The sequence below is a fragment of the Aureimonas sp. D3 genome (genome assembly GCF_001463805.1).
GTDB classification, from domain to species: domain Bacteria; phylum Pseudomonadota; class Alphaproteobacteria; order Rhizobiales; family Rhizobiaceae; genus Aureimonas; species Aureimonas ureilytica_A.
Genome location: NZ_BBWM01000005.1, coordinates 36,253 through 58,045, shown reverse-complemented (window position 1 = coordinate 58,045; position 21,793 = coordinate 36,253). Strand labels below are relative to the sequence as shown.

Genomic DNA, 21,793 nt, shown 5'->3' with positions numbered 1-21,793 from the left:
CAGAAGCGGCGAGAGGCTTTCCTTTTCGCCGCTTCCCTAAAGTCCGCTTCAGTTCAGGACGCGAAGGGTCTCCGGCGCGTCCAGCGAGAAGGCCGGCACTTCGATGTCGAAACCGCGTCCATCGGCGGTTTCCATGCGGAACGAGCCGCGCATGATGCCGGACGGCGTGCCGAGCGGGCAGCCGGACGTATAGGTGAAACTGTCGCCGGGCGAGAGGATCGGTTCCTCGCCGACGACGCCGGGACCGCGCACTTCCTCGACCTGACCCCTGCCATTGGTAATGTGCCAATAGCGCGAGCGCAGCTGAACCGTCTCGCGCGAGCCGTTCTCGATTTCGATGCGATAGGCGAAGACCCAGCGCCCTTCCGCCGGGTCGGATTGCTCGGGAAGGAAGCTCGGGCTTACCGATACGGTGATATGCCGGGTCGTCGCCTTGTACATGACGGGTCGGGCCTGATGCAGGGTGGGCCACACGGGCGGCCCACCGTTGGAACTCATACCTTGTGTGCCCGCCGGTGAGGGCGGGCGCAAGGCGGTAGCGCCTGAGGTCAGGCTGTGGCGAGCGCCCGCTCGACATCCTCCACCAGATCCTCGACATCCTCGATGCCGACCGACAGGCGCAGAAGGCCGGGGCCGATGCCGAGTTCGGCGCGGGCCTCGTCGGTCAGGCTCTTGTGCGTTGTCGTCGCCGGATGGGTGATGAGGCTCTTGGCGTCGCCCAGATTGTTCGAGATCTTGACGATCTGAAGGGCGTTGGAGAAGCGGAAGGCCGCCTCCTTGCCGCCCGCCAGATCGATCGCGAGAAGGGTCGAGCCGCCGCTCATCTGCCGCTTGACGAGTTCCGCCTGCGGATGGTCGGCCCGGCCGGGATAGATGACGCTGGCGACCTTGGGCGAGGCCGCGAACACATCGGCCAGCCGCGCGGCGTTGGCGGTCTGCTGCGCGACGCGCAGCGGCAGGGTCTCTAAGCCCTTGAGCAACGTCCAAGCATTGAAGGGCGAAAGCGAGGGGCCGGTATGGCGGAAGAAGTCCTGAACGTTCTTCTCGATCCACTCCTTGGAGGAGAGGATCACGCCGCCGAGGCACCGGCCCTGGCCGTCGATATGCTTGGTGGCCGAATAGACGACGACGTCGGCGCCGAGCTCCAGTGGCTTCTGCTGCAGGGGCGTGGCGAAGACATTGTCCACCACCAGCACGGCGCCCGCCGCATGGGCGATGTCCGCGACGGCGCGGATGTCCACCAGTTCCAGCGTCGGGTTGGTGGGGCTCTCCAGAAAGAAGAGCTTGGTTTCCGGGCGGACGGCGGCGCGCCACTGGTCGAGATCGCGCCCGTCCACCAGCGTACAGGCGACGCCCGCGCGGCCGAGCACGGTCTCGATGATGTAGCGGCACGAGCCGAACAGGGCGCGCGCAGCGACCACATGATCGCCCGCCTTCACGGCGCATTGCAGCGCGGTCGAGATCGCGGCCATGCCGGAGGCGGTGGCGCGTGCGTCCTCGGCGCCTTCCAGCGCCATCATCCGCTCTTCGAACATGCGCGTCGTCGGGTTGGCGTAGCGCGAATAGACATAGCCGGGCTCTTCGCCCTTGAACCGCGCTTCGGCGGCCTCGGCCGTCGGGTAGACGAAGCCCTGCGTCAGAAAGAGCGCCTCGGATGTCTCGCCGAAGCCGGAGCGCATCGTGCCCCCGTGCACCATCTGCGTGGCGGGCCGAAGGCGCGAGGTCTCGTCAGGCTTGGACATGAGGATCACTCCGAGGGGCCGGCTTGGAAGAAGCACCGCCTTCGGGACCGCTCGGGAGAACTCGAGAAACGGCCCTTTAGCGAGTTGTTTAACGTGGCTGCAAGCCGGCCGGCAAAATCACCACGGCCTCACGCATAATCCGCCGCTTACGACAAATCAATCGGGCGAGAGCGCCGATTTTTACGATGCTGGACGGTTGATGGCGGCCGAGATGGCTTTTTGGCCCATATCGCTGTATGGCCCGCTCATGAGCGGCGGTATTCTTCCTGATCGAGACATTGCGGGGCTTTTCGAGGCGGGCGGCATTCGCGCCGAGCGCGCCTTCGACGCCGACCAGATCCAGCCGGCCAGCCTCGACCTCCGTCTGGGATCGCGGGCCTACCGGGTGCGCGCGAGCTTCCTGCCGGGGCGCGGCGTCAGCGTCGCCGACAAGCTCGCGCGGTTCTCGATGCACGAGATCGACCTGACGGGCGGGGCGGTTCTGGAAACCGGCTGCGTCTATGTCGTGCCGCTTCAGGAAGCGCTGGCCCTGCCGGCCGAGATCCGCGCCGCCGCCAATCCGAAATCCTCCACCGGCCGTCTGGATATCTTCACCCGCGTCCTCGTCGATGGCGCGCAGGAGTTCGACAAGGTGCCGGCCGGCTATCACGGCCCGCTCTTCATCGAGATCAGCCCGCGCACCTTCCCGATCGTGGTGCGCCCCGGCTCGCGCCTCAGCCAGATCCGCTTCCGCACCGGCGACGCGCTGCTCGGCGAAGCGGAGCTCGCCGTGCTTCATGCCGAAGCGCGTCTCACCAGCGCGCCGGACGCCAATATTTCGGGTGGCGGCATCGCGCTATCGATCGATCTCAAGGGCGATGCCGGCGGGCTCGTCGGCTATCGGGGCAAGCGCCACACGGGCGTCGTCGATGTCGACAAGCGCGCCGCGCAGCCCGTCCTCGACTTCTGGGAGCCGATCCACCGCTCGGGAACGGGCGAACTCGTGCTCGACCCTGACGAATTCTATATCCTCGTCTCCAAGGAAGCCGTGCATGTGCCCCCCGCCTATGCGGCGGAAATGACGCCCTTCGACCCGCTCGTCGGCGAGTTCCGCGTGCATTACGCTGGCTTCTTCGACCCCGGCTTCGGCCATAGCCCGGCGGGCGGCACCGGCAGCCGCGCGGTTCTGGAGGTGCGCAGCCATGACGTGCCTTTCATTCTGGAAGACGGGCAGATCGTCGGCCGCCTCGTCTACGAGCGCATGGCCTCGCTGCCCGACCGGCTCTACGGTCTTGATCTCAACTCCAACTATCAGGCGCAGGGGTTGAAGCTGTCGAAGCATTTCGTCTGAGCGGCGTCTTCCTCTCCGGCGGACTGCGGACGGACCTTGCCCTCGGCGCCATCGTTCTGGCGCTGGCGCTTTGGGCCTTCTGGCGCGGCCGGCGCGCAGCCTCTCTGGCGCGCGAGCTCAAAGCCCTGCGGGCGGACGAAGCGCGCCGTCGCCAGTTTGCCGAAGAGAACGATCTCTCCGATACTGACAATCAGCTTCGCTTCATCGCGGCGGCAAACCTGCGCGCCGTGCGCCCGGTGAACAAGGAAGCCCAGCGTGTCCTCGACAGTCTGGATGCCTGGATCGCGGAGCATCGGCCGGATTGGCGCGTCTCCTTCGAGGTGGCGATGGGCGCTTTCGTGCGCACCGCCTATAACCCGAGAGACTGGCGGCAACGCGCCGCCTTCCGCTCCTACAACAGCAAGCGCGTGGACTTTCTTGTCGTGGACGGAGCTGGCGAGCCTCGGCTCGTCGTGGAATATCACGGCACGGGTCATGATCTTTCGGGCGACGCGGCAGAGCGTATTAGCGTCAAGCGTACCGTCTTGGAGCGCGTTGGTATCCCCTTGGCGGAAGTCCCGGCCAAGGCCGGGCGCGCTGCAACCTGGGCGCTGATCGACGCGGCGCTGGGACATGTGGAGCCAGGCAGGGGGGCGCGCTCCGGGCGCACAGGCCAGCGTTAAGCCGATCTCCTTTTCCGCTCTCCGACCACCCTCGATCCGCTTGCGTCGGCACGGGGCTTGCGCTACGACTTTGTGAGACGCGGGCGTAGTTCAGCGGTAGAACGCCAGCTTCCCAAGCTGGATGTCGTGGGTTCGATCCCCATCGCCCGCTCCAAACCTTTTCCAAAAATTCGCTTCTGTTCAGCCTCTGCGCAGGCCGCTTTGCATGGTGCGACCGCTGTCGGGGTTGGTCTCGAAAGTTTCGTGTTTTCTTCACAAAGCCGCTTGCCAACGGCAACGGGATGGAGCATAAGCCGCTCATCGGCAGCGGCCCAGCGGGCAGCGGCGGAATGACAGAGCGGGCGGGCGTAGCTCAGGGGTAGAGCACAACCTTGCCAAGGTTGGGGTCGTGGGTTCGAATCCCATCGCCCGCTCCAGTCTCACCAGATATTATCTCACATGTTCAAGCTCGATGTGCATCGCATCGGGCTCTTTGCGTTTCAGCTTCCTTGCAAATCTGGCGAGCTGTGCTTGTCTCGGCTCTTGCGCTACGGGCCGGCTTCGATGGGCGGGCTCCTCAGAGCCCGCCCATCGCGATGGTCAGTAGCTGATTCCGCTCGCGACGCGCGGGCCGCCCACGAAGAGGTTCGAGCCCCAGGCACGGGCCGAGGCCATGGCGGGGAAGGGGGAGAGGGGCGGCGTGCCGGAGGGGCCGACGCCCAAAATCGGCATGACGCGCGCGATGATCTGGCCCGTCACCGGCACGGCGTTCCAGCCCGAGGTGCGGAAGCCATAGGTTTCCGGCAGGGGCTTGGGCTCGTCCAGCACCGTCATGAAGAGATAGCGCGGCGCATGGGCGGGCGCGATGCCCATGAAGGCGGTCAGCACCGTGCCGCTGTCATAACGCCCGTTCACCACCTTCTCCGAGGTTCCCGTTTTGCCGCCAATGAAATAGCCGTCCACATCCGCCTTGCCGGCCGAGCCGACGCGCGCGTTGAGGCGCATCAGGAAGCGTAGCGCCTCGCTGGTGCGCTCGGACACGACGCCCTCTGCCACCACGCGCTCCTCCACCGGCGCGCCCTTCACGAAGGTCGGGCGCAGGAGGCGGCCATTGTTGACGACGGCCGCGATGCCCATGCTCGCCTGAAGCGGCGTCACCGCGATGCCGTGGCCGAAGGAAATGGTGGCCGTGTTCAGCTCGCCCCATTTGGAGGGGAAGAGCGGGCTGGCGCTTTCGGGAAGCTCCGTCGTCAGCCGGTCGAGCTGGCCGAGTCGCTTGAGGAAGGTGCGGTGATGCTCCGGCCCGACCGCCATGGCCATCTTGCCCATGACGATGTTGGACGAATGGATGAAGGATTCGGGAATGTTCAGCGGCCGATTCTGGCCACGATAGTCGCGGATCGAGAAGCGCCCGAAGCGCAGCGGCGCGCTGGCGTCCACGACCGAGCGCATATCGAACAGGCCGGAATCCAGCGCCATGGCCGTGGTCATGGCCTTGAAGGTCGAGCCCATCTCATAGGTGCCGACGGCGACGCGGTTGATCCGGTCGGGCTTCAGCGCGTCGGTCGGCACGTTCGGGTCGAAATCGGGCAGGGAGGCCAGCGCGATGATCTCGCCATTGGCGATGTCCATGACGAGCCCCGCACCGGCGATGGCCTGGAACTTCGTCACGGCCTCCGACAATTCGGAGGTCAGCGCGTGCTGGGCGCGCAGATCGAGGCTGAGCTGGATCGGCTCCAGATTGCCGCCGAGATTGAGGCCCACACCGCGCAGCGCCTGAAGCCCCTGCCGGTCCACCCAGCTTTCGATCCCCGCAATGCCGATATTGTCGACATTCACCGCGCCGATCACATGGGCGGCCGCGCGCCCGTTCGGGTAGAGCCGGCGCAGTTCGTCGCGGAAGCCGACGCCGGGAATGCCGAGCGCCCAGAGCTGGTCGCGCTCGGCCTTGCTCGTGGTGCGCTTGATCCAGGTGAAGGCCGAGCGGCTCGACAGGCGGCGGCGCAGATCGCTGGCGTCGAGATCGGGGAAGACGCGCAGGAGGCCTTCCACGGCCTCGTCCACATCCACCATCTTGCGCGGCTCGGCATAGACCGAGGCGCTGGGGACATCCATGGCGAGCACATGGCCGTTGCGGTCGAGAAGGTTCGGCCGCGCCTTGGAGGGAGGCGAGGGCCAGGCGACGGACACTGCTTCCTCCACCGCGCCCAGCATCACGAGCCGGCCGCCGATGGTGAGGTAGCAGGCCGCGAAGATCGCGAGCATCAAGCCGGTGCGGATGCGCACATAGGGCGGTCGCCGAGAGCCGAACTCGGGCGTGGCTTTCACGGACAGGCGTCGAAGGAAGGGGAGGGGCATGGGTCTGGGGCATCCGCAGCGGCATCGGGCCGATCGAAGCCGATCGGCGGCACTGGCGGAGGGAAGTCTGCGAAAACGCTCGTTTGCCGCATCCGATCCGAGCCGTGGATGGGCGCGGGCGAGCCTGTCAGGAGGAGGGGCGGCTGTCGCCTGTCCCGGCCCGACCCACCTGTTTCTGCAAACAAGGCAGCCGGCCTATCCTGATCATGGCGCGGATTGTCAGACGATTTCGCTGGCTTCGCTCCGAAACGCTGGATGCGCGCGCGGAGGCGGGCGGTCGGGACCGCCCAGAACGGGCGTCAGCCTCGGCGATGTGCGAGCCTGGCGGAATGAGGTGCCGGGCCTGGTGGCAGGGCGCCAGGGATGAACGGCGAGAGCATCCAGCGAATGCGGCTCGTCGGATGGCGCACCGCTAGGATCGACCGAGTGACCGTTCGCGGGCGATGCGGCGTGGTCATCCGCAGGTGTTTCGCCCACTTCGAAGGCTAAGGCGAGCGAGGCGCTCGCTTGGGCGAAGCTCGCCGGCGATGTGACGAAGCCGATCGCCACCAGCGCCATCAAGGCGAAGAGCGTGCTGGCGATCCGGTATGGGGGCCGAGCGAGACGAAGCCACATGGCACCAATCTCGCGCAGTCTTGGTTAAGGCGAGGTAAAGAGCGGGGGCTTTGCGTTCCCCTCTGGCGTTACGGATTGCCGCTGGGATTGGTCGGGGTGCTGCTTTGCTGCGACATGGACATTTCCGCGACGCTGGGGCTGGCGGTCGGTGCGCCCAGAATCAGCGTGCTCAGCATCGCACCGAAAAGCACGACCAGAAACGCCGCAATAGCGAAGCGCAGCTTTGGACCCATGGGCTTGCCATGGGTGATCGGCCGTCCGTCTTCCAGTCTTTCGATGGTCATAGCGACACTCCTCGCAATATCTGGAGGAGAAACGGGCAAGGTCACCAGCACGTTCCATCGGAGCGCGAACGCATGACTTCGACGTCGGTGCGGTGTCCTGCAGTTCGACGATGGTGATCTGTGGAGGGTGGCTCCCCGGGCCGGATTCGAACCAGCGACCGATCGATTAACAGTCGATTGCTCTACCACTGAGCTACCGGGGAATGACGCGCTCGTACCAAGAAACCGGCAGGAGAGCAATCGCAAAATGACATTTTCATGCCAGCGCGATGAAGAAACATGGGCGGCCACGAGACCCTGACAGAGCAGTCGGGAAACGCGACCAAGGCCGATCCGTGGGAGGACTTAGCACGTGCAACATGCTCCCCCGACCGCGTGATGTCCAGCGCGCGTCTGTCGGGACGTTCCCGACGGCATGGGTTCGGGGCGTCGGCGGAACCCAAAAGACGCGCCGGCCTTTCCCTGAAAACCAAGGAAGGATTTGGGCATGAACGACAACAGGAAGCGTGTCGGGCCGGAAGACGAGTCGCGCGAGGCACAGATGGACGATGCCTCGCCTTCGAAGACGCCCGGCGATCTGGAGCCCAGCGACCAGCGCGGGCGCGATGAACCGAAAAGCGACGGCAACCCGTTCGTGACCGGAGACGTTCGCTCCAGCTGAACAGGGAAACGGCCTCTGCGAAGGCGGCCGTTTTTGGGAAAGTCTGTCAGGCGCTCAGGCGCTCGAAACCCGGTTCGTGCTCTTCGGCGTCGAGATCCAGCATGGCCGGGCCGGCGGCGCGACGAAGGGTGGACAGCTTGCGGGACGGTGCGGCGGAGGCGCTTCGCTGCGCGGCCTTCAACTTATTCTGTTCGATCTGGCGATTGGTGGCGGCGATTTCCTGTGCCTCCACTTCGCGCAGCCGCTCGCGCTCTTCCTCCGACAGTCGGAAGAAACCGGCGCGCTCTTCGAGGCGGCCCGCTTCGGAGGCGAGATGGTCGGCCGTGGCCGTCATGTCGCTTGCCGCGCCGGCATTGGCCTGCGTCACCTGATCCAGCTGGCTGATCGCCTGGTTGATCTGCTCGATGCCGATGGACTGCTCGCGGCAGGCAGCGGAGATTTCCGAGACCAGTTCCGCGGTGCGCCGGATATCCGGCACCAGCCGCTCCAGACGCAGGCCCGCATCTTCGGCGACCACCAGCGTGCGGGTGGAGAGCGTGCCGATCTCGGTCGCGGTGGCCTGGCTGCGCTCGGCGAGCTTGCGCACTTCCGAGGCGACCACCGCAAAACCCTTTCCATGCTGCCCGGCGCGGGCCGCCTCGATGGCCGCATTCAGCGCGAGCAGGTCGGTCTGACGCGCGATCTCCTGCACCACGGCGATCTTCTCGGCGATCTCACGCATGGCCTTCGTCGATTGCGCCACCGCTTCGCCCGTCGTGCCGGCATGTTCGGCAGCTTGGGCCGCGATCTTCTCGGTGGTGGAGGCGTTTTCGGCGTTCTGGCGGACATTGGCCGTCATTTCTTCGATCGCGGCGGATGCCTGTTCGGAGGCGGCGGCCTGCTCGGTCGAACCGGACGAGAGTTTTTCGGCGGTTTCGGCCGAACGGGCCGAGCCGGCGGCCACCAGCGAGGACGAGGCGCGTACACCCGAGACGGTTTCGGAGAGTTTCGCCGTCATGTCGCTCATGGCGCGCTGCAGATCCGCGATCTCGTCGCGGCCCTTGGACAGACGCACGCCCCGCGCCAGATCGCCCGCCGCCATGTGGAGCACGTCCTCGCGCAGAAGGCGCAAGGGGCGAAGCATCGGGCCGATGGCGAAATAGGCGAGAACTCCGACACCCACGAGAATTGCGGCGTTGGTTCCGGCCAGCGTGACCAGAAGTCCGTTCAAACCCGCTAGGAAATGGTCCTGCGCGACGCCGACGAACAGGACGCCGATCGTCTGGCCCGAGGCATCCTTGATCGGATCATAGGCCGTATAGAACGGCTGCCCGAGAATATCGGCCTTGCCCCGGTAGGGCTGGCCGTTTTTCAGAACGGCCTCGATGACGGGGGCGGCGGTCAACTTGGTGCCGACTGCACGCGTTCCGTCCGCCTTCACGACATTGGTGGAAACCCGCGTATCGCCGGAGAACACCGTGGCGACGCCGCCGACCAGCGCCTTGATCTGATCCACCGGCTCGAAAAAACCATCGAGCTTCTGCTGGCTGACGAAGAGTTGCCCGTCCACCATGCGGAAGTCCTGACCATAGTGGTGCAACACATCCCATGCGATATTCATATTGGTCGTCTGCTGCGCGCCAGCTTTCTCTTCGGCGTCCTTCATCATCCTGTCGCGGACCTGCCAGAAATTGGCCAACGATAAGATGAGAAGACCGCTCAGGAGCAGCATCGTCATTTTCAGGCGAACCGTCAGTCGCGGAAGGTGGGCCATGTAGAGCCTTCGTATCGAGAATGCGCACCCGGCGGATCGGTGCGGTCCAGTTCCTCGATAAAACAGGCGCTAGGGTTTCATCGGTATGAAGGGCAGGGTTGTGTGGTTCAAAAATGATACCTAAGACGCATTTATCGTTACCCAAACATTCGCGCGCTCATTCGTCTCCTGCTTCAGCCAGGGGCTGCCGGGTGAAGCCGGCGAGATCGCCGCTCTGCTTCAGGTCGCGCTCGATCTCCAAGGCTGAGACCGCATAGGCGGTGAGAAGCTCGGCCAGCGAGCGCAGGGCGTGCATGTGGATGCGCTCCCAGCCATGCGAGGCATCGACGCCGAAGGTGACGAGGGCCGTGCGCACATCATGCCCGGCCTCGACGGCGGAAGCCGAATCCGAGCGATAATAGCGGAAGACGTCCTTCTGGAAGCGGATGTCCTCGTCGCGGCAGAGGCGCACGAGCTTGCGCGTCAGATGATAGTCGAAGGGGCCGGTCTGGTCGGCCATGGCGACCGTCACGCCGAATTCGGAGGAGTTCTGCCCCGGCGCGCTGGTGCCATTGTCCACCGCCACCATGGAGGCGACCTCGGGCTTCAGGATCGAGGCCGCGCCGACGCCGACCTCCTCCGCAATGGTGAAGAGCCAGTGGATATCCACCGGCGTCTTGGAGCCCGCGCGCTCCATCGCTTCCAGAGCGGCCAGCATCACCGCGACGCCGGCCTTGTTGTCGAGATGGCGCGAGACGATGAAGCCATTGTCGAGGAATTCAGGCTGCGGGTCGATGGCGACCGTATCGCCCACATCGATGCCGAGCTTCACGACATCGGCCGGCGTGCGCACGATCTCGTCGATGCGCAGTTCCACATGCGCCCAGCCGATGGGCGCTGTGTCCACCTCCTCGTTGAACGTGTGGCCGGAGGCTTTCAGCGGCAGGATCGTGCCGCGATAGGTGGCGTCCTCGGCGAAGATCGTCGCCCGCGCCCCTTCCGCAAAGCGCGCCGACCATGTGCCGATCGGCACGAGTTCGAGCCGCCCGTTGGATTTCATACCCTTGACCTGCGCGCCCAGCGTATCGAGATGGCTGACGATGGCGCGGGCTGCCGCGCGGCGCGAGCCCTGCCTGATAGCGCGGATCGCCCCGCGCCGTGTCAGTTCCACCTCCAGCCCGAAGCGCTGCAATTCCTCGCTGACATAGCGCACCACCGTGTCCGTGTAGCCGGTGGGGCTCGGGATCGCGAGGAGGGCGCGCAGCTGCGCGGCGAGATAGTCGGTATCGATCGAATGGCGGGCCATGGTCGGGCGTTCAGTCCAGGCGGCGTTTGAGGCGCGCGGTGCGGGCGGAGGAGGGGATGGAGAGCGGAAACAGGAGGTCGATGAAGCGCTCGGCGGTCGGCTGCGGCTCGTGATTGGCCAGGCCCGGCCGCTCGTTCGCCTCGATGAAGACATAGGGCTCGCGCGAGGGGTCCTCGACCATGAGATCGATGCCGCAGACGGGAATGTCGATGGCGCGCGCCGCCGCAATGGCGGCCTCCACCAGACGCGGATGCACGATGTCGGTGACGTCGTGGATCGTCCCGCCCGTGTGAAGATTGGCGGTGCGGCGCACGGTGATGCGCTCGCCCTCCGCTGGCACGTCCTCCATCGCGTAGCCGGCGGCCTTCACGGTCCGCTCGGTCTCGGCGTCGAGCGGCACGCGGCTTTCGCCCGAGGTCGCGCTCTGGCGGCGGCGGGACAATTGCTCGATGAGTTCGCGCACGCTGTCCACGCCATTGCCAGTGATGGCCGGGGGCTCGCGGATCGCGGCGGCGACGAGCCGGAAGTCGATGACGACGAGCCGGAGATCGCGCCCCTGAAAGCAGCTTTCGATCAGAACACGCTTGCATTCGCGGCGAGCGGCCTCGATCGCCGCCTTCGCCTCCTCCAGCGTTTCGACGCCGACGGAGATGCCGCGCCCCTGTTCGCCGCGCGCGGGCTTCACCACGATCTGCCCATGGCTCTGGAGAAAAGCGGACAGCTCCTCGTCACCGCCCGCCGCGATCTGCTCGGGCACCACGACGCCGGCATCGGCCACGAGGCGGCGCGTCACGCTCTTGTCGTCGCAGATGGAGAGCGCGACGGCGGAGGTGAGGTCCGACAGGCTTTCGCGGCAGCGCAGGCTGCGCCCGCCATAGGTCAGGCGGAAGAAGCCGCCGTCCGCGTCGAGGATTTCGGCATGGATGCCGCGCCGGCGCGCCTCGTCCACGATGATGCGCGCATAGGGGTTCAGCGCCTCGTCGGCGGCGGCTGCGCCGGTGAAGAGCCGCTCGTTGATCGGATTGCGCCGCTTGACCGCGAACACGGGCAGCCGGCGGAAGCCCAGCCGCTCGTAGAGCGCGATGGCGGCGGCGTTGTCATGCATGACGGAGAGGTCGAGCGAGCGCCGCCCGTCCGAGCGCAGGCGCCCGGCCAGCGCGCGCACCAGCGCTTCGCCGAGGCCGGGATAAACCGCCTGCGCGTCGATCGCGAGGCACCAGAGCGAGGCGCCGTTCTCCGTGTCGCCGAAGGCCGCGACATGATCGAGCCCCGTGACGGTGCCGATCACCGCGCCGGTGCGCTCGTCTTCGGCCACGAGATAGCGCAACGCCGAGCCCTCGCGCTGCGACCAGAGAAAGCTCGGCTCGACCTCCACCATATGACGCACGCGGTAGATGCGGTTGATGGCGGCCGTGTCGCTTTCGCGCTCCAGTGGCCGAATGCGAAAGCCGCTGGGCGCTCGCGAGGCCGGCTTCATCGCGGCGAGATCGAGCCGGTAGGTATGGGATGGGTCGAGGAAGAGGTCGATCGGTGCTTGCGCCAGAAGCACGTGCGGCTCCGAGACATAGAAGGCGATGTCGCGCCGGGCGGGGCCTTCCTCCTCCAGCGAGCGGGCGAGATGGGCGGGGTCTTCGAAGGTCTGCGCGAAGCAGAGCCGGCCCCAGCCGCAATCGAAGGACACGTCGCGCGCCTGCGCGCTGTCGGTTTTCAGCGCCGCCATCGTCACAGCCCCTGTTCCTGGAGCCAGAGTTCGAGCAGCGCCACCTGCCACAGCTCCGAGCCCTGAAGCGGGGTGATATGGCTCGCCGGGTCGGCAAAGAGCGTGTCGAGATAGGCGGGGTCGAACAGGCCGCGCTCGCGCGCCCTCGCCGAGCCCATCGTATCGCGCACCATGTCGAGCGTCGGGCCGGCGAGATATTTCAGCTGCGGAACCGGGAAATAGCCCTTCTTGCGGTCGATCACCTCGGAGGGGATGATGCGCCGGGCCACGTCCTTCAGAATGCCCTTGCCGCCGCCCTTCAGCTTTTCGAACGAGGGAATGCGGGCGGCCAGTTCCGCCAGTTCATGGTCGAGGAAGGGCACGCGCGCTTCCAGGCCCCATGCCATGGTCATGTTGTCGACGCGCTTCACGGGGTCGTCCACCAGCATGATCTGGCTGTCGATCCGCAGCGCCTTGGCGACGGGATCGTCCGCGCCGGGCAGGGCGAAGTGATCGCGCACGAACTCGAAGCTGGCATTGCGCCCGCCGCGCCAACGAGGCCCGAACTGGCTTTGCAGCACATCGTGCGAGCGGTCGAAGAAGGCGCTGGAATAGGCGGCGAGCGGGTCGGCCGCGCCCTGCATCGGCGGATACCAGTGATAGCCGGCGAAGATCTCGTCCGCGCCCTGGCCGGACTGGACCACCTTGATATGCTTGGAAACCTCCCGCGACAGGAGGAAGAAGCCGATATTGTCGTAGGAGACCATGGGCTCCGACATGGCGCGGATCGCCGCCGGCAGGTTCTGGAGGAGTTCCGCGCCGGGCACGAAGATGCGGTGATGCTTGGTGCCGTAATGGCGCGCGATCAGGTCGGAATATTCGAACTCGTTGCCGACCTCGCCATGGGCGTCTTCGAAGCCGATCGAGAAGGTGGAAAGGCCGGTCTGCCCGGCCTCGGCCAGAAGCCCGACGATCACGGAGGAATCGACGCCGCCCGACAGGAGCACGCCGACCGGCACGTCCGCCACCATGCGCCGCTCCACGGCGCGGCGCAGATGCTCCAGAACCTCGTCTTCCCAATCCTTCGTGGTCTTGCCCGCATCCTCGGGGCGGGACGCGAAGGCGGGCGCCCAATAGGTCTCGTCGGAGAAGCGCCCGTCCGGCTCCACGATGCGGGTCGTGGCCGGCGGCAGCTTGCGCACGCCCTTCAGGATGGTGAGGGGGGCGGGCACCACGGCGTGGAAGCTCATGTAATGGTGCAGCGCGTCCGGGTCGATCGAGGTGTCGATACCGCCGGCGGCCACGATCGAGGGCAGGGACGAGGCGAACAGCAGCCGGTCCTTGTCCTGCGCGAGATACAGCGGCTTGATGCCGAAGCGATCCCGCGCGAGGCAGACGCGGCCCGTTTCGCGCTCGTGGATGGCAAACGCGAACATGCCGTGGAAGCGCTTCACGCAGTTCCGGCCCCAGGCATGGTAGCTTTTCAGGATCACTTCCGTGTCGCCATGCGAGAAGAAGCGATAGCCCATCCCCTCCAGCTCGCGCCGAAGCTCGGGATAATTGTAGATGCAGCCGTTGAAGGCGATGGTGAGCCCGAGTTCGGAATCCTCCATCGGCTGGGCGGATTGTTCGGTGAGGTCGATGATCTTCAGCCGGCGATGGCCGAGGCCCACGCGGCCGCGCAGGACCATGCCCGATCCGTCCGGCCCGCGCGGGGCGAGGCAGGTGGCCATGGCGCTGAGCGTCTCGGGGGAGGCGAAATGGCCGTCGAAGCGGATCTCACCGCAGAGTCCACACATGAGGTTTTCTTTCCGTGGGATGTCTTCGGGTTGTCTGGTCGGGCCGGTAGCTAGGGCGGCTTTTGCCGCAACCCAGCAAAAAGCGCCGTCGGCTGGCCGATCCAAGCGTGGCCATCGCTGGCCGGAGCCTCTATGACCCGGACGAAACGGAGGTTTCAGGACAGGCCATGACCGCGACCACTCCCAAAGGGCCCACCCTCGTGCCGATGGAAACCTATCGCGCGTATCTCGACGGCGAAGACTTCGTGTCCGACTGGCTGGTGGTGGACCAGCGCATGATCGACACGTTCGCCGAGGCGACGCACGACCATCAATTCATTCATGTGGACCCGGTACGCGCGGCGGCCGAGACGCCCTTCGGCGGCACGATCGCCCATGGGTTCCTGACGCTCTCGCTTCTGTCCATCCTCGCCTATGGCGCGATGCCCGGCGTGGTGGGCACGAAGATGGGCATCAATTACGGCTTCGAGAAAGTGCGCTTCATCACGCCGGTGAAATCCGGCGCGCGGGTGCGCGGGCGCTTCCGCCTCGTCGGGCTGACGGAGCGCGCCGTCTCCGTCCAGTCCGCCTGGGAGGCGTCCATCGAGATCGAGAACGCGCCCAAACCCGCACTCACCGCCCATTGGATCACGCTCGCCGTGATCGAGACCCCCGCCGCCTGAGCCTGGAGATAAACCTTATGTCCGACGCATCCTGGCCGAAAGCCGTTCTCTTCGATCTCGACGGCACGCTGATCGACTCGCTGCCCGATATCCACGCCGCGCTGAACGAGACCATGGCGAGCTATGGCGAGCCGCCCTTCACGCTGGAGGCGGTCGCCGTCATGGTCGGCGCGGGCGTGCAGGCGCTGATCGAGCGCGCCTATGCCGCACTCGGCAAGAGTATCGACCCAGCCTCGCGCGACAAGGTGGTCGCCCGCTACCTGTCGATCTACGGCCCGCGCGCGACCGAACTCACGACCCTCAATGCCGGGGCCAACGACACGCTGCGCATCCTGGGCGAGGCCGGTTTCCAGCTTGGCGTCGTCACCAACAAGCCCCGCGCCGAGACCGACGATATCCTTCGGCATTTCGGCATTCTGGAGCGCATGGCCCTCGTGGTCGGCGGCGACGCCGGCCCGCGCAAGAAGCCGGCCCCCGATCTTCTGCTCTTTGCCGCGCAGGAACTCGGGCTGGAGCCGGCCAACATTCTCTTCGTCGGCGATTCCGAAAACGACGTGGACGCGGCCAAGGGCGCGGGCATGAAGGTCGTTGCGCTGCGCGGCGGCTACACGGCGCTGGGGGCCGACGCGCTCGGGGCCGATCTCGTGGTCGACCGGCTGGACGAGATTCCCGGACAGCTGCACAGCCTCAAGGCGTAGTCGCGCCGCTTTTTTGCCGCAATCGGACTCGCCGTGCGTCACCTCGCCGCTATCGTCTCCCCAAGAGGGAAACCGGGAACGGGAGGATCGGGATGGGGACGCAGGACAGGCACGCCAGCCTCAAACGGGCGGTCGGCTTTCCGCAGGTTGCCCTGTTCGGGCTCGGCTCCATGCTGGGGGCGGGCATCTACGGGCTGATCGGCGAGGCGGCGAAGGAACTCGGCAGCGCCATCTGGATCGCCTTCGTGGTGTCCATGGTGGCGGCGCTGCTCACGGGTCTGTCCTATGCCTCCATCGCCTCGCGCTATCCGCGCGCCGGCGGCGCGGCCTATGTCACGCAGCGCGCCTATGGTCGGCCGATGCTGTCCTATGTCGTGGGCCTCGCCGTGGTCTGTTCGGGCCTCACTTCGATCGCCACCCAGAGCAATGTCGTGGCGCGCAATTTCATGGGCGTCACCGGTATCGACGCGCCGCAAAGCGTGCTTGCCATCGGCTTTCTCGTGCTTCTGGCCGGCGTCCTGTTCCGGGGCATTTCCGAATCGCTCTGGCTGAACGCGCTCTGCACGGTCGTCGAAGCCTTCGGCCTCCTGCTCGTCATCGCGGTCGGCGTCTCCTATTGGGGCAGCGCGAACCTTCTGGAATTCCCGACGGGCGAAGGCGGCGAGGCACTCAGCGGTTCGGTCGTGCTGCTCGTCGCGCAGGGCGCGGTGCTCACCTTCTTCTCCTTCATCGGCTTCGAGGACATGCTGAATGTCTCGGAGGAGGTGCGCGAGCCCGAGCGCACCATGCCCAAGGCCATCATCGCCGCCATGCTGGCCGCCACCGCCATCTATATCGCCGTCGCCGTCACGGCGGTTTCGGTCGTGCCCTGGCGCGAGCTGGCCGAAGCGCCGGGGCCGCTGATCCTCGTGGTGGAGCGCGCCGCGCCCTGGTTCCCGACCAGCGTCTATGCCGGCATCACGATCTTTGCCGTCGCCAACACAGCGCTCGTCAACTATGTCATGGCCTCGCGCCTGCTCTATGGCATGTCGCGTCAGGGCCTCCTACCGGAAGCCTCCGGGCGCGTCCACGCCACGCGCCACACGCCCTATGTCGCCATTGCCGCGCTCTTGGTGATCGTGGTGGCGCTGTCGCTCGTCGGCAATATCGGCGCGCTCGCCGCCTCCACCGTTCTTCTGCTGCTGACGGTCTTCACCGTGGTCAACATCGCGCTCGTCGTGCTCCAGAACCGCAAGGGCGAGGCGAAGGGGCGGTTCGAGATTCCGCGCATCGTGCCGATCCTCGGCGCGGCGCTCTGCGCCGCGCTGATCGTGGTGCGCATCGCGGAAGGCGATTGGGCCGCGCCGCTTATCGCAGGCGGATTGCTCCTCGCCATTCTCGTTATGTATCTGGTGACGGGCGCCGGCCGGGAAGGGCGCATCGACGCCTTTCTGGAAAGCGAAAGCGCCAGCTGAGCCCCAACGAAAAGGGCCGCCCCGAAGGGCGGCCCCGCATGAGAGGTCGAGCGGTAGGCCTCACGCGTAGTCGTCGTCGCCACCGCCGTCGTCGAAGCCGCCATCGTCATAGCTGGCGTCCTGATATCCCGAATTGTCATAGCCATTGTCGTAGCCGCCCTGATCGGCCACGTCCTGCGCCTGCGGCGCCTCGTTGATGATCTCGGTGTTCTCGACCGTCGTGTTCTCGACCACGGGCGTTTCGCCCGGGTTCATGAAGGAATGCGAGCCGCCGAACATGTTGCCCAGCATGTTGCCGAGCACCACGCCACCAGCGACGCCGACGGCCGTCTGTGCCGCGCCGGCGAGGAACCCGCCGCCGCGCCCGCTCTGCATGGGCGGCTGATAGCCGGCCGGCTGACCATAGCCGGGCTGGGGCGCGCCATAACCGGGCTGGGGCTGACCATAGCCCTGCGGGGGCTGGCCGTAGCCGGGGGCCGCCTGCTGTGCGCCGCCCCAAGGGCCGCCGCGCTGAGGCTGCGGCGCGCCGTAGCCGCCTTCCGGCCCGCTCTGATAGCCCTGCGGAGCGCCCATCGGTCTGTTATCGCGCGCAGGCGCATTGTCACGCGAGGACGAGCCGCCGCCGAACAGGCTGCTGAGGAAGCCCCCACCGCCGCTGCTTTGGGCCGGACGCTGGCGCTCGGCTTCTTCCAGTTCCTGAATGCGCGCATGGGCGGCCTTGAGGGCCTCCTCCTGCACGATGATCGTCTGCGCCATGTAATAGGGCAGGTGCGGCGCGGTGGAGACACGATCGCGAATGAAACTTTCCGCCTCGCCGTCGCGGGGGGGCGCCCCCCGCTCCGCTTCGCCCAGGCGGGTGAAGAGGCTCTGAAGCATCTGACGTTCGTCGGTGTTCATCTCGTTCGCTCGTTCGCAAGCCGCCGGGGCGGCCAATCGCTTGTCCTCGGCCGGCGACTCGAAACGGAGCGCTCGGCGGACTGCCTAGAGATGAGCGAGGGATTGTGGCGGTTCCAGCGGGGCGACGATAGATTCTTTGCGAGACGCCCGTCATCGCGCCGAGGCTGGAGCCGGCCCTGCGCCCGGCGGGCGTCGCCATGGCGTGGCCGTTCGCGCTGGCGTAAGGGGGAGGGCGTTGATCACGTGCGGTCTTGCTGCGTGCGCTTGAACTGGGCGGCGGTACGGATCGCGGCCAGCTTTCGCTCGGTAAGGCTGGGTCTTGCCGGATGACGGCTGCGGCCGGCGGCTTCGGCTATGAGGAGTTCCTTCGATGCGGCATGGTGCATTTCGGCACGGCTTGATCCTCAGTCTCCTGGTGTCGACGCTGGCCGGCGCGCCGGGCTCCGCCCTCGCCGAAACCTCACCCCGCGCCGTTATTGCCTCCCAGGCGATCGAAAAGGTCATCCGGCCCGGTTACGAGCGGCTCGATAAAGCCGGCGAGGCGGAGGCCAAGGCCTTCGACACGCTCTGCGCCAAGCCGGACGAAGCGGCGATGGTCGCGGCGCGCCAGAGCTTCGGCGAACTGGCGCAGGCCTTCGGCGCGGTGGAGTTCATCACCTTCGGCCCGATCGCCGAGGGCAGCCGGCTGGAGCGCTACCTGTTCTGGCCCGATCGGCGCGGCGCGGCGCAGCGTCAGGCGCAGATCATCGTCAACCGGCGCAACGCGGACGCGGCGACGAGCGATCTCCTGCCGCGCCAGAGCGTCGCCGTGCAGGGGCTGACGGCGCTGGAATATGTTCTCTTCGGCGCGGGATCGGACAATCTGACGTCGCAGGCTGGCGCCTTCCGCTGCCGTTACGGCGCGACGATAGTCGGCAATCTCGGACAGATTTCCGATGCGGTGGCCGAGCAATGGCGCAACCCCAACGGCTTTGCCGGACGACTCACCCAGCCCAAGACCTCCGACCCCGTGTTCCGCAGCCCGGACGATGTCCTGGCTCTGTTCCTGACGACGGCCGTGCGCGGCCTCGATGAGATCGGCGACACGCGCCTCGCGCCCGGTCTTGCGGCCAGCCAGGGCGAAACACCGTCCAATCTCTTTCTGTTCGGCCGCAGCGGGCACGACACGGCCATGCTGGTGGCCGATATCGAAGGGCTGCGCGCGCTCCTCGCGCAGTCCGGCCTCCTCGCGCTGACGCCGGGCTTGAGTCTCTCGCCCGACACGGAACTCGGCGCGGTCGCCGTTTCCGTCCGCTCGCTCGGCCCCGATCTCGGGTCCGTGGTCCAGACGACCGAAGGCCGCGCCAAGCTCGGCGCGGCGCTGGAGCGGATCAAGGCGGTGAGAGCGGTTCTCGCCGACGAACTCGCGCCGGCCCTTGGCCTTCGGATCGAAGCAGCGCGCGCGACGCCCTGATGCTAGCGAGCCGCCCGGCGCGCGAGGCGCCGATCAGGCGACGGCGCGGCGGGGCAGGCGATGCGAGCGGCGCACCAGCGCGCGCACGGCGATCTGAATGTCGATCGGCTGCGCCAGAATCGGCAGGACGCCGCTTTCCCACACGCGCCGATCCTCGATCGACAGGCTGCGCTGGCCATCGCTCGCCACGCGCTGCGCCACGACCATCTCGCGCGACCCCGGCATGAGAAGGCCTGCGTCGATCACGTCGGCGATCAAGCGGGACAATTCGGGGTCGGCGGACATGGGAGTTACTCCGGAAACACGTTACTCCGGAGATAGGGCCGAGACGCGCGATTTCCACGCCGCGCGCCGGCAAAGCGCAAGCTTGTGTTCAGAAATCGATCTTGCGGGGCACATAGCCGCCGCGCTGCACAATGGAGGCGATGGCCAGTTGCTCGCGGATCGGCTTGGCGAGGATCGGGAGGACTTTGGTTTCGAACAGATCGCGCTCGTCGGACCCCAGCGCGCCGAGACCTTCCTGCGCCACGCGCGCGGCCACGACATGCTCCGGCGAGCCGGGCTTGATGAGCCGGGCGTCCATCACCTCGTGGATCAGCGCGTTCAATTCGGGGTCTACGGTCTTCGTCATCAGTCGTGCCTTGCGATTGCGCGGCGAGAGGTAGCGATGGATCGTGGCGCTGTCGAGAAAGCGCGAGGGGAAGTTTTTGTGTGGTCGGCCCTTGCGTTTTTCGCCGCGTAACTTTGCCGCTGACCGGAGCAAATGCCGGTGGCCCGCATTGCGGTTCGGAGGCCAAACAAAGGACCCCATCATGAGCCAGAAACTCAGCGACCACGCGCTGTCGATCCTGACCTTCGCCGCCTATCACTCGCTGGTCAGCGGCGAGGCGGTCACGCGCGTCGTTCTCGACGACGGCAAGGGACACAAGGCCGACTCGGCCGGTGTCGAGGAACTGGAAAAGGCCGGTCTTCTGAACGAGACCGGCGATCGCGGAACGCTGACGGACTCCGGCACGCAGCGTCTGGCCGGCCTGATCGAGGCCATCCGCCAGTCCGCCTGACAAAAAAGGGCGGCCGGAGCCGCCCTTGAACCTCGTCCCTTCGGGGCGAGAGCCGGTCAGGCCGTGCGGCCGACTGCTGGAAGCGAGGCATCGGAGCCTCGGCGATAGATCAGAAGCGTGGCGACCAGTCCGCAAGCGCCCCCGAAGGCCATCCAGAGGCCGGGCGCGGCCTTGTTGCCGGTTGCCTCGATCATCCAGGTCGAAACAAGCGGCGTGAACCCGCCGAGCAGCGCGGTGGCCAGCGAATAGGCCAGCGAGAAGCCCGCCGTGCGCACGCTGCCCGGCACGATCTCGGTCAGCGCCACGACCATCGCGCCATTGTAGCTGCTGTAAAGGAAGGACAGCCACAAGAGGACGACCAGCATATGGCCGAAGGTCGCGTTCGCCACGAGCCAGGACAGGGCGGGATAGGCGGTGAGAATGGTCAGCGCCGAGAAGGTCAGGAGAAGCGGCTTGCGGCCGATCCGGTCCGACAGCGCGCCCATGATCGGCAGCCAGAACAGGTTGGACAGGGCCGTGCAGAAGGTGACGATCAGGCTGTCGGTCTCGGAGAGTTTCAGCACCGCCTTGCCGAAGGTCGGGGTGTAGACGGTGATCGTGTAGAACGAGATCGTCGTCATGCCGACCATCAGCATCCCGAGCAGCACGATCCGCCAGTTGCGCGTCAGCGAAGCGAAGACCTCGCGCATGGCGGGGCGGTGCTTGCGCTGCTGAAACTCGTGCGTCTCCTCCAGCGAGCGCCGGATATAGAACAGGAAGGGCACGATCGCGCAGCCGATGAAGAAGGGAACGCGCCAGCCCCAGTCGCTCATGGCGGCCGGCGCCAGCATGTTGTTCAAGGCGTAGCCGATCGCGGCCGCGAACATGACGGCGACCTGCTGGCTACCCGACTGCCAGGACACATAGAAGCCCTTGCGCCCGGGCGTCGCCATTTCGGCGAGATAGACCGACACGCCGCCCAGCTCGACGCCCGCCGAGAAGCCCTGCAGCAGGCGGCCGACCAGCACCAGAAGGGGCGCTGCGAGACCGATGGTCTCGTAGCCCGGCACGAAGGCGATCAGGATCGTTCCCGTCGCCATGATGCCGAGCGTGACGATCAGACCCTTGCGCCGCCCGATACTATCGACATAGGCGCCCAGAAAGATCGCGCCGAGCGGGCGCATCAGGAAGCCTGCGCCAAAGGTCATGAAGGTCAGCATCAGCGAGGCGAACTCGCTGCCGGCCGGAAAGAATGTCTTGGAGATATAGGACGCGTAAAATCCGAAAAGGAAGAAGTCGAACATCTCCAGGAAGTTGCCGCTCGTCACGCGCAACACGGTGGCGATCTTCGAGCTGGCGGGCCGAACGGGCGTCATGGCATCCTCTCTGGAGTGGCGGCGTCCAAGGGGGACGCAGAGGCGG

General features: G+C 66.6%; 22 protein-coding genes, 3 tRNA genes and 1 riboswitch. Of the genes, 11 read left to right on the top strand and 14 right to left on the bottom strand.

Features of this window, described 5'->3' with window-relative positions; all coding sequences use genetic code 11:
• Positions 1–48: 48 nt before the first annotated feature.
• On the bottom strand, positions 49–441 hold the full coding sequence (gene apaG, locus AUL36_RS02235) for a Co2+/Mg2+ efflux protein ApaG (RefSeq protein ID WP_058601889.1): 393 nt from the start codon (positions 439–441) through the stop codon (positions 49–51).
• A gap of 107 nt (positions 442–548) precedes the next feature.
• Positions 549–1,742 carry an O-succinylhomoserine sulfhydrylase gene (locus tag AUL36_RS02230; protein ID WP_062217727.1) on the bottom strand — a complete coding sequence of 398 codons (1,194 nt, stop codon included), beginning with the start codon at positions 1,740–1,742 and terminating at the stop codon, positions 549–551.
• 56 nt (positions 1,743–1,798) lie between these two features.
• A riboswitch (SAM riboswitch) is annotated at positions 1,799–1,876 on the bottom strand.
• Between the two features lie 113 nt (positions 1,877–1,989).
• On the opposite strand from AUL36_RS02230, the gene AUL36_RS02225 reads away from it, so the two are divergent.
• The 4 genes from AUL36_RS02225 to AUL36_RS02205 all read left to right on the top strand — a co-directional run bounded on the left by AUL36_RS02225 (position 1,990) and on the right by AUL36_RS02205 (position 4,150).
• The gene (locus AUL36_RS02225) at positions 1,990–3,072 is read left to right on the top strand and encodes a 2'-deoxycytidine 5'-triphosphate deaminase (protein ID WP_062217724.1); all 1,083 of its coding nucleotides are present in this window, start codon (positions 1,990–1,992) and stop codon (positions 3,070–3,072) included.
• Between the two features lie 236 nt (positions 3,073–3,308).
• Entirely contained in the window at positions 3,309–3,734 is a 426-nt protein-coding gene (locus tag AUL36_RS23095) for a DUF2726 domain-containing protein (RefSeq protein ID WP_210168839.1), read from the top strand.
• A gap of 79 nt (positions 3,735–3,813) precedes the next feature.
• A tRNA-Gly gene (locus tag AUL36_RS02210) sits at positions 3,814–3,888 on the top strand.
• Between the two features lie 187 nt (positions 3,889–4,075).
• Positions 4,076–4,150, top strand: a tRNA-Gly gene (locus AUL36_RS02205).
• A gap of 163 nt (positions 4,151–4,313) precedes the next feature.
• On the opposite strand, the gene AUL36_RS02200 is transcribed toward AUL36_RS02205, so the two are convergent.
• The 4 genes from AUL36_RS02200 to AUL36_RS02185 all read right to left on the bottom strand — a co-directional run bounded on the left by AUL36_RS02200 (position 4,314) and on the right by AUL36_RS02185 (position 7,173).
• On the bottom strand, positions 4,314–5,978 hold the full coding sequence (locus tag AUL36_RS02200; protein WP_156418239.1) for a peptidoglycan D,D-transpeptidase FtsI family protein: 1,665 nt from the start codon (positions 5,976–5,978) through the stop codon (positions 4,314–4,316).
• Between the two features lie 312 nt (positions 5,979–6,290).
• Positions 6,291–6,686, bottom strand: coding sequence for a hypothetical protein (locus tag AUL36_RS02195; protein WP_062217525.1), 396 nt, complete (start codon positions 6,684–6,686; stop codon positions 6,291–6,293).
• Between the two features lie 68 nt (positions 6,687–6,754).
• Complete coding sequence (locus AUL36_RS02190) at positions 6,755–6,970, bottom strand: hypothetical protein (RefSeq protein ID WP_058635098.1); 216 nt, start codon at positions 6,968–6,970, stop codon at positions 6,755–6,757.
• Between the two features lie 128 nt (positions 6,971–7,098).
• Positions 7,099–7,173 (bottom strand) — tRNA-Asn (locus AUL36_RS02185).
• A 284-nt stretch (positions 7,174–7,457) separates the two neighbouring features.
• On the opposite strand from AUL36_RS02185, the gene AUL36_RS23630 reads away from it, so the two are divergent.
• Positions 7,458–7,631 carry a hypothetical protein gene (locus AUL36_RS23630; protein WP_156418235.1) on the top strand — a complete coding sequence of 58 codons (174 nt, stop codon included), beginning with the start codon at positions 7,458–7,460 and terminating at the stop codon, positions 7,629–7,631.
• Between the two features lie 46 nt (positions 7,632–7,677).
• On the opposite strand, the gene AUL36_RS02180 is transcribed toward AUL36_RS23630, so the two are convergent.
• The 4 genes from AUL36_RS02180 to AUL36_RS02165 form a co-directional block, all read right to left on the bottom strand.
• Positions 7,678–9,384: a methyl-accepting chemotaxis protein gene (locus AUL36_RS02180; RefSeq protein WP_062217523.1), complete on the bottom strand. Its 1,707-nt coding sequence runs from the start codon at positions 9,382–9,384 to the stop codon at positions 7,678–7,680.
• A gap of 157 nt (positions 9,385–9,541) precedes the next feature.
• Positions 9,542–10,669: an osmoprotectant NAGGN system M42 family peptidase gene (locus AUL36_RS02175; protein WP_062217519.1), complete on the bottom strand. Its 1,128-nt coding sequence runs from the start codon at positions 10,667–10,669 to the stop codon at positions 9,542–9,544.
• 10 nt (positions 10,670–10,679) lie between these two features.
• Positions 10,680–12,389 (bottom strand): N-acetylglutaminylglutamine synthetase, encoded by a 1,710-nt coding sequence (ngg, locus tag AUL36_RS02170; RefSeq protein ID WP_062217516.1) that lies wholly within the window; start codon positions 12,387–12,389, stop codon positions 10,680–10,682.
• Between the two features lie 2 nt (positions 12,390–12,391).
• The gene (locus tag AUL36_RS02165) at positions 12,392–14,167 is read right to left on the bottom strand and encodes an N-acetylglutaminylglutamine amidotransferase (RefSeq protein ID WP_062217513.1); all 1,776 of its coding nucleotides are present in this window, start codon (positions 14,165–14,167) and stop codon (positions 12,392–12,394) included.
• A gap of 167 nt (positions 14,168–14,334) precedes the next feature.
• Here AUL36_RS02165 and AUL36_RS02160 point away from each other — a divergent pair, with 167 nt between their 5' ends.
• The 3 genes from AUL36_RS02160 (at position 14,335) to AUL36_RS02150 (ending at position 16,981) form a co-directional block, all read left to right on the top strand.
• Positions 14,335–14,829 carry a MaoC family dehydratase gene (locus AUL36_RS02160; RefSeq protein WP_374700730.1) on the top strand — a complete coding sequence of 165 codons (495 nt, stop codon included), beginning with the start codon at positions 14,335–14,337 and terminating at the stop codon, positions 14,827–14,829.
• 17 nt (positions 14,830–14,846) lie between these two features.
• Positions 14,847–15,527, top strand: a complete 681-nt coding sequence (gene gph, locus AUL36_RS02155; RefSeq protein WP_062217510.1) for a phosphoglycolate phosphatase — start codon at positions 14,847–14,849, stop codon at positions 15,525–15,527.
• A gap of 92 nt (positions 15,528–15,619) precedes the next feature.
• Entirely contained in the window at positions 15,620–16,981 is a 1,362-nt protein-coding gene (locus AUL36_RS02150; protein WP_062217508.1) for an APC family permease, read from the top strand.
• A 60-nt stretch (positions 16,982–17,041) separates the two neighbouring features.
• Here the strand turns inward: AUL36_RS02150 and AUL36_RS02145 are convergent, their stop codons facing one another.
• The gene (locus AUL36_RS02145; RefSeq protein WP_062217505.1) at positions 17,042–17,878 is read right to left on the bottom strand and encodes a DUF2076 domain-containing protein; all 837 of its coding nucleotides are present in this window, start codon (positions 17,876–17,878) and stop codon (positions 17,042–17,044) included.
• 251 nt (positions 17,879–18,129) lie between these two features.
• Here AUL36_RS02145 and AUL36_RS24130 point away from each other — a divergent pair, with 251 nt between their 5' ends.
• Both AUL36_RS24130 and AUL36_RS02140 read left to right on the top strand, forming a co-directional pair.
• Complete coding sequence (locus AUL36_RS24130) at positions 18,130–18,279, top strand: hypothetical protein (protein ID WP_192843768.1); 150 nt, start codon at positions 18,130–18,132, stop codon at positions 18,277–18,279.
• Positions 18,276–19,331 (top strand): imelysin family protein, encoded by a 1,056-nt coding sequence (locus AUL36_RS02140; RefSeq protein WP_062217502.1) that lies wholly within the window; start codon positions 18,276–18,278, stop codon positions 19,329–19,331. Before AUL36_RS24130 ends, AUL36_RS02140 begins: the two co-directional genes overlap by 4 nt.
• 33 nt (positions 19,332–19,364) lie before the next feature.
• Here AUL36_RS02140 and AUL36_RS02135 read toward each other — a convergent pair whose 3' ends face one another.
• Together AUL36_RS02135 and AUL36_RS23625 are read right to left on the bottom strand one after the other, a co-directional pair.
• Complete coding sequence (locus AUL36_RS02135; RefSeq protein WP_058602516.1) at positions 19,365–19,616, bottom strand: hypothetical protein; 252 nt, start codon at positions 19,614–19,616, stop codon at positions 19,365–19,367.
• Positions 19,617–19,704: 88 nt separating this feature from the next.
• The gene (locus AUL36_RS23625; RefSeq protein WP_156418234.1) at positions 19,705–19,962 is read right to left on the bottom strand and encodes a hypothetical protein; all 258 of its coding nucleotides are present in this window, start codon (positions 19,960–19,962) and stop codon (positions 19,705–19,707) included.
• Between the two features lie 181 nt (positions 19,963–20,143).
• Between AUL36_RS23625 and AUL36_RS02125 the strand changes: the two genes are divergently transcribed.
• The gene (locus tag AUL36_RS02125) at positions 20,144–20,392 is read left to right on the top strand and encodes a hypothetical protein (RefSeq protein WP_058602514.1); all 249 of its coding nucleotides are present in this window, start codon (positions 20,144–20,146) and stop codon (positions 20,390–20,392) included.
• Between the two features lie 56 nt (positions 20,393–20,448).
• Here the strand turns inward: AUL36_RS02125 and AUL36_RS02120 are convergent, their stop codons facing one another.
• Entirely contained in the window at positions 20,449–21,747 is a 1,299-nt protein-coding gene (locus AUL36_RS02120) for an MFS transporter (RefSeq protein ID WP_062217496.1), read from the bottom strand.
• Between the last annotated feature and the right edge of the window lie 46 nt (positions 21,748–21,793).